6 protein-coding genes and 1 pseudogene are annotated in these 6992 nt (G+C 37.4%); 1 reads left to right on the plus strand and 6 read right to left on the minus strand.

Annotated features, from left to right (window positions below; translation table 11 throughout):
- Positions 1 to 72: 72 nt before the first annotated feature.
- Positions 73 to 432 (minus strand): hypothetical protein, encoded by a 360-nt coding sequence (locus UC75_RS12075; RefSeq protein ID WP_005303542.1) that lies wholly within the window; start codon positions 430 to 432, stop codon positions 73 to 75.
- A 378-nt stretch (positions 433 to 810) separates the two neighbouring features.
- Positions 811 to 2169, minus strand: coding sequence for an amino acid permease (locus tag UC75_RS12080; RefSeq protein WP_128825259.1), 1359 nt, complete (start codon positions 2167 to 2169; stop codon positions 811 to 813).
- Between the two features lie 340 nt (positions 2170 to 2509).
- Here UC75_RS12080 and UC75_RS12085 point away from each other — a divergent pair, with 340 nt between their 5' ends.
- Positions 2510 to 3022, plus strand: coding sequence for a hypothetical protein (locus UC75_RS12085; RefSeq protein ID WP_049837735.1), 513 nt, complete (start codon positions 2510 to 2512; stop codon positions 3020 to 3022).
- 98 nt (positions 3023 to 3120) lie between these two features.
- On the opposite strand, the gene UC75_RS12090 is transcribed toward UC75_RS12085, so the two are convergent.
- The 4 genes and pseudogenes from UC75_RS12090 to UC75_RS21475 form a co-directional block, all read right to left on the minus strand.
- Positions 3121 to 4566 (minus strand): NAD(P)/FAD-dependent oxidoreductase, encoded by a 1446-nt coding sequence (locus UC75_RS12090; RefSeq protein ID WP_049837736.1) that lies wholly within the window; start codon positions 4564 to 4566, stop codon positions 3121 to 3123.
- Between the two features lie 18 nt (positions 4567 to 4584).
- A complete protein-coding gene (locus UC75_RS12095) occupies positions 4585 to 5916 on the minus strand; it encodes an APC family permease (RefSeq protein ID WP_049837737.1) in 1332 nt (443 codons plus the stop codon).
- A 188-nt stretch (positions 5917 to 6104) separates the two neighbouring features.
- On the minus strand, positions 6105 to 6812 hold the full coding sequence (locus UC75_RS12100; RefSeq protein WP_049837738.1) for a cache domain-containing protein: 708 nt from the start codon (positions 6810 to 6812) through the stop codon (positions 6105 to 6107).
- 65 nt (positions 6813 to 6877) lie between these two features.
- Positions 6878 to 6992: pseudogene (locus UC75_RS21475) on the minus strand (GntR family transcriptional regulator); the annotation flags it as partial.

Genomic DNA, 6992 nt, shown 5'->3' on the forward strand with positions numbered 1-6992 from the left:
ATTCCAGATGGTTTATTAAATTTTTGGTTAGGCAGGAGAGCTAGAGCAACTAGTTCTCCTACTTAATTGATTTTACTTCTTTTGCTTAAAACGATATTTACACTTTAGACAGCGATAATCCTGAAAAATATTTTTATCGATCATTACGCCAGCTTTTTTACCAAAAATATTGCCAACCACACCGCCAGTAATACCTGCGCTAATTGCACCGACAAAAGTTCCTACTGTTCCGCCAACAATAACACCTAAAGGGCCAGCAATCGTACCAATCGCTGCACCAACAGAAGCTCCAGTTGCAGCACCACCTACTGTGCCTGCTGTTGTACCAGCAGCTGTCAGTAAAACACCGCCAGTTGTTCTAAGTAATTTGTCATGGTCACGTGCTTCAATTTCTGTAGAACCACACTTAGGACATTGCAGAGCTTTTTCCATAAAATTTCCTGTCTTTCATCATTGAGTGACACAGTTGACGGTGCTAAATCAGTAAAGTGGGTAAAGAACCTGTCTTTCGATGAAGTGTCTTTTTCCTATTGAGTGATTATAACGATAACTGGTCTGCTTTGATTTTAGCTGAACATTGACACAAATATTTATAGATCATGTAAACACTTGTACTTTAATAATTATCTCATTAAATACCAATGTTTAGAATGACTAAGGCTTACATATCAAGGTGTCTAGCAGCGAAAAATTTAATAATGATGAATAAAATGTGAATGGTTTTTTTGAGTAGATTTTTTGAAGTTATTTAAGAGGATAAGCTATTCAATGATAAAAGGCTTATCCTGTTTGAATAAGCCTTTTTGAAAATTAGAGTGATTTTTTCCAACTCAAAAATTTATATAATCCAAACATGAATGCAATCCAAATTGGAATTAAAATAACTGATTTTTCAAAGCCTTGAGTCCACATGATATATAAAATCATGCCAATAAAAATCAAAACAATATAGTTACTTAAAGGTGAAAATAACGCAGGGAATTTAACAACTTTACCTTCAAGTTTCATGGCACGTTTAAACTTCAAATGGGTAAAGCTAATGATTGCCCAGTTTAAAACTAAAGCTGCCACAGCCATGTACATGAGATAGCTTAAAGCTTCTTCTGGGATAAAATAGTTCAGTAATACACAACCAAAAATCAGAATAGAAGAAAAGATAACAGCCGGTGTTGGAACGCCTTGTTTGCTGACTTTTGTAAAAATTTTGGATGCATGGCCTTGTACAGCGAGGCCATACAACATGCGACTGTTTGCATACATACCGCTGTTATAAACAGACAGTGCAGCCGTCAAAATAATAAAGTTAAGCAAATGCGCTGCCCAGCCAATCCCAAGCTGACTAAAAATCATCACAAATGGGCTTTTATCTAGACCACCAAGGTCAAGCTGATTCCAAGGAATAAGAGACATGATGATGGCAAGCGAAGCCACATAGAAAACCAAGATTCGAAAGATGACTTGGTTAATGGCTTGTGGAATGCTTTTTTCTGGATTTTCGGCTTCAGCAGCAGTCATCCCAATCAGTTCAATACCACCAAAAGCAAACATTAAGAAGGCGAGCATATAAAACAGGCCAGAGAACCCATGCGGGAAAAATCCGCCATGCTGCCATAGGTTTGAGAAGCTAGCGATAGAGTCACTACCTGCGGTGAGCAATAAATATAAGCCAAACACGATCATGGCAATGACTGCCGCAACTTTAATAATGGCTAACCAAAACTCAGATTCACCATAAAATTTAACGTTGCCTAAGTTCAAACACGTGACCAAAACAAAGAAAAATAAGGCTGATATCCAAGCAGGAATATGAGGCCACCAGTAATGCACATATTTAGCAACTGCTGTCAGTTCGGTCATTGCGACAAGAATGTAAACCACCCAATAGTTCCAGCCCGATAAAAAACCAGGGAATCTTCCCCAGTATTTTTGTGCAAAGTAACTAAAGGAACCGACCACAGGTTCTTCTACGATCATTTCACCCATTTGGCGCATAATTAAAAATGCGACGAAACCGACAATGGCATAACCTAAAATAATAGAAGGGCCAGCAGACTGGATGACTTGTGCAGAGCCTAAAAATAAACCTGTCCCGACAGCACCACCCATAGCGATTAGCTGGATGTGGCGATTTTTAAGTCCGCGTTTTAATTGGGAAGATGAGTTGCTCAAAATATATGCGCTGAATAAAAAAGCTGATGCTATTGTAATGGATTGCGCATCATTAGCCTAATCAGAAAAATGGTGATGAATTGCAAGTATAGGAAACTACGAATATTTGAAATGATTAAAGACAATTATTAGATATACAAATAAAATAGAAGTTGATGAGTGAAAAGACAAAGTTCTACTTAAGTCTTTTAAGAGAGTAACAGTGTAAAAATGAGTGTTAAAACTGAATATACTTTTATCTATGAAGTTTGGTGAGATAGTGTATTTCTAAAAGTATTAACAAGAGAAATTTATATTCGTAAAAGAATAAAGTTGAATAAGGGAATAAAGGTTGTAGAAAATGCATTATAAAGAACTATATAAATATGAACACCTTATAAATTCTGATTGTACCAAACTTATAATTGGTGAAATTTTGGGTATTATATTCCTTCTATTTGGTATTTTTATATTGGGGGCTGCTCCTTTTGAATCAGATAAGTGGGCAATAGATTTATTTGGTATTAATATGTCATTGTATTATTTATATCCTGTTTCTATGGGTGTGTTGGGACTATTTTATTTATTTGGAAAATTTTTTAAGTATTATCGTTATACTATTTTTAGATTCTATTTCAAAAAAGATTATTTGATATTAGAAATTTGTGGGATAAAAACTGTTAAATTTAATAAGTTTAATATTATTGCTGATCAATATCGTATTGGTCACTGGAATGGTTTTAAAAAGGAGTATTTTAATTGTATAGGTATTGCTAGTGACAGAAAAGTATATCTAATTCCAGTAGCTGACGGTAAGCAAGATGAGCTTATAGAAGTCTTAATGAATCATGTGGATAAACAAGTTGAACTCTAAATAAACCTATTCCTATTTAACTAAGCCTAATTAATACCTAAAAAGGATTCGTACAAAGCTATACGGACCCTTTTTTAGAAAAATGATGTTTTTATAAATTAGAAAGACACCATTTTGCCCGGGTTAATCATTGCGCCGATGCCATACATACTTTTTGCGAGCGGAATAACAACGGGAGCAAGGGTACGACCAAACATAATATTTTGATGGTCAATTTTAGATAACATTTCAAAGTCGTTAGATTGCCCAACAAAGTCATTTGCAATGGCTTTACCAATGCGTACCGTTTGTGCAACGCCGTGACCGCTCCAACCGTGAACAGCATAAATCGGGAACTTATTACCAAATTTACGGCTATCGACTGCACCATTTACAGTTAAATCAGTCGTTCCACTCCAGACAAAATCCATCTCTAGATTTTTAATTTGAGGGAAAACCGTATGAATTCGATGTTCTAGATAATTTAAAGTTTTCTCTGGTCCCCAACATGTTCCTGTGCCTTGGCCACCAAACAGTAAACGGTTATTAAACACAGGACGGTAGTAATCAATCTGAAACTGAGTGTCATAAACAGGATGCCCAAATGGCAGAAGCTCTTTTGTATCAAGTTCTAGTGGGGAAGTCGTCGCAACATAGGTGTAAAACGGAATAGTAGTATTGCTTTGCTCTGATAAAAGTTTAAATGAAGCATGGTGTACCGCTAACACCACAGACTTTTTAGCTTTTACGACAGCATTTGCAGTTTGAACATAAATACCATCTTCTTTCTCTACTATTGAAATGACTTCTGTTTGCTCATAAACAGTACCGCCATTTTGGCAAAAGCCATAAATTAAGCCACGGTTCAAAGCTAAAGGATGAATTTGCCCGCCCAACTCATCAATTAAACCACCCGTATAGTAGTCCGACTTAATAAAGTCCATGAGTTCGTGTTTACCTACAATGCGCGTATGGTCTTCACCTAAATATTTCCGAGCATCGGCGCCTTGTGTTAAACCAACCAAATGCCCTTCATGAACGGCGGCGGTAATGTGACCGTGTTTTCGATCAAAGTTAAGTTGGTATTTTTCTGAGATGTCATCAATAAGTTGCATGGCTTCTGTAGAGGTAAAATGCCATAGTTTTTTTGCATCTTCATAGCTTAAGCGATCGGCCATTTCTTGAGCTTCCCAGCGAGCTAAACCGGGGGTAAGTTGTCCGCCATTTCTGCCAGAAGCTGCACTACCAATGCGATTTTTTTCTAATAAAACAGTATCTATGCCTTGTTCAGCTAAATGTAATGCACTTGATGAACCTAATAAGCCACCGCCAATAACCACCACATCGCATTCAATATCAGCTTGTAAACTGTCAAATGTATGCCAATCAGAAAGAGAGCTTTCATAGTAGTTCGCTGGATTATCTACCGCTGCACCTTCTACATTTGTTGTGTCAAATTTTGCATGTTTTGGATTTAACCAGCTCCACTCTTTGCCCACTTGTAGAGATTTACTGGGTTTATATTGCACGTCTTTTAAAAGTTGAGGTTTAGAAATAATATTCATGACAAAGTTCCTTAAAAATTAATAAGCATTACTAATCGCAATACTTTGTTTTTTAATCGTTTTATAGATAAATAAAAGAATACCTAGCGATAACCAGAAACATCCGAAAGTGAGCGAAGATGAATCAAGGTTAATCCAGAGGCAAATAATGCTGATGACGGATAAAAGCGGTAAAAAGAGGTTTAGAAATTTATTTTTAAACCCTGAGCGCTGTTTATCTTTAATATAAAACTTCATAAAAACTGAGAAATTTACGGCTGTAAAAGCGACTAGTGCACCAAAGCTGATCAGGCTTACGACTTGTGCTAAATCTAGAAAAACCGCAGACATTGAAATAAGACCAACAAATAAAACCGAAAAAAATGGTGTACCTAAGGAGATGTGAATTGTCCCAAAATACTTTTTAGGAAAAATATTATCGGTGCCCATTATATACAGTAAACGGGAAGCGCTGGCATGTGAGGCAAGGCCAGAGGCGACTGTGTTCATAATTTGCCCGCATAAGAATACGGATTGGAAGAATGCACCGCCGACATAAAGCACAATTTCAGGAAGTGCTTCAGTAGGGTGCTGGAAGCGCAGATTATTTGGAAAATAAAGCTGAATAAACCAAGCAGCGGTGAAGAAAATAAGTCCGCCAGCGAGAGTTGTTAACATGACTGCTCGGGGAATATTTTTGGTGGGCTGTTTGGTTTCATTTGAGAGTGTGGTAACCGCATCAAAGCCCAAAAAAGAAAAGCACAAAACTGAGGCACCCGCAACGAGCGGTAGTATAGACTGGTGCTCATGCCAGAGAGGGGCTAATGTAAGCACATGCTCATAACCTTGAGTCGAGCCAATACCCTGAATCACTAAATAAACAAAAATGACCATGAGTATGATGGGTGCAAATACAAACAAGAGACTTAAGTTGGCGAGTAACCGAATGCGGAAACAATTCACTAAAGTGACTAGGCCTGCCGATACAAATACCCAAAACCAATAAGGTAAACTTGGAATAAGGGCTGTGAGATAAATTGCAGCTAGCAAAACATTAATGAGGGGTAATAACAGATAGTCGAGTAGGGAACACCAACCGACAAAAAAGCCACTTTTAGGCCCTAAACTTTCAGCTGTATAGCTATATGCCGAGCCTGATTTTTCTGAATTTTTGCTGAATCTTGCATAGCTCCAAGCGGTGAGTAGCATGGCGCCTAGTGCGAGTAAATATGCGAGTGGTACGTGTCCATTGGTAATGCCAGAGACAATACCGAAAGTATCAAACACCGTCATGGGAGTCATGTAGGCAATACCAATAATTGTGACTTGCCAAAGAGACAGTTTTTTTAAGGAAGACGTTTTATTTTCCATGTCATTTCAACCTCAAATTTCGTTGTTTTGCTTTTCATCCGGAAAAGCGATGCTATTTTTGAGCCAAAACTTCCCCTAGACCTGAATAAACAAGTCTGTTTGAAGAAAGTTTGTACAAAAGCTAGGGGCTATTTCGCCTTGGTGATGCCCTAAAGCAAAGTCAAATATTTATATTTTTTGACTTCACTCTAGATCACGACCAGTTGAAAAGATTGACACGGTCGTGACAGAACCTGCTGAGGGCTTTGGCCTTTAAATAATGTGCCTGTTCTGATGCTGACGTCATTTGAAGTAATGACTCGAGAAGAATCGTTGATCACGATTGCTTTTTGTTTAATGTTTTTAAGCTTCGGCATGAGTAGTTTTTCGAGTGCTGAAACTAAAATGTCGGTGGCAATTACACCGATAAATTGATCACGAATCATGACCGGATGGGCAAGGGTGATGGTATATGCACCATTACAGATATAGTCGACATATGGTCCATGGATGCACGGACTTTTATTTTGAGCAGGTTTATGGAACCATTCAAAAGAGCGAAAATCTAAAAAGCGCTGAGCATTTTGATAGTTTTCAAGTTTGGCTTGCTGTAACTGATCTTCTTTTTTATACCACCATTCAAGTGTCCAATAATCTTGTTCTTCTTGGGTTGCAGGGCTATAACTTGCAAAGCCGATACCTTGACTGTAATGGCTTTCCTGTAAGGCCTTTTTAATTTCCTTTTGCAAAGCTGAACGCTCTGAACCTGAAAGCTTAATGTCTTTTGTTTTTTCAGGTTCATGTTTTGAGAGTATTTTGCTCGCTTTGGTTGCCAGATTTTCTGTAATGGCTGTCGTTTCCTCAACCACCGTCTTTAACAAATTTTGAAGCTCTTCTATATCTAAATGTTGGGTCATTCCTATAACTCCTAAAATTCCATATTTCTCACTCGATATTTGATAAGTGCTCTGTTTTATTATTTTTATTCGATAGATAACTTATATCGAAGCATTTGATCCGTTAGCATCGAAATAATTTTTCGTGCTTGAATAACAGCATCATCTTCATTGGCTTGAACAAAAGATGATAAAAGTTGG

It is taken from the genome of Acinetobacter sp. V2 (assembly GCF_001188385.1).
GTDB lineage: Bacteria > Pseudomonadota > Gammaproteobacteria > Pseudomonadales > Moraxellaceae > Acinetobacter > Acinetobacter oleivorans.

Coding starts and splice junctions, on each gene's coding strand:
- UC75_RS12075 (WP_005303542.1), bottom strand. CDS start 432: ATGGAAAAAGCTCTGCAATGTCCTAAGTGTGGTTCTACAGAAATTGAA.
- UC75_RS12085 (WP_049837735.1), top strand. CDS start 2,510: ATGCATTATAAAGAACTATATAAATATGAACACCTTATAAATTCTGAT.
- UC75_RS12090 (WP_049837736.1), bottom strand. CDS start 4,566: ATGAATATTATTTCTAAACCTCAACTTTTAAAAGACGTGCAATATAAA.
- UC75_RS12095 (WP_049837737.1), bottom strand. CDS start 5,916: ATGGAAAATAAAACGTCTTCCTTAAAAAAACTGTCTCTTTGGCAAGTC.
- UC75_RS12100 (WP_049837738.1), bottom strand. CDS start 6,812: ATGACCCAACATTTAGATATAGAAGAGCTTCAAAATTTGTTAAAGACG.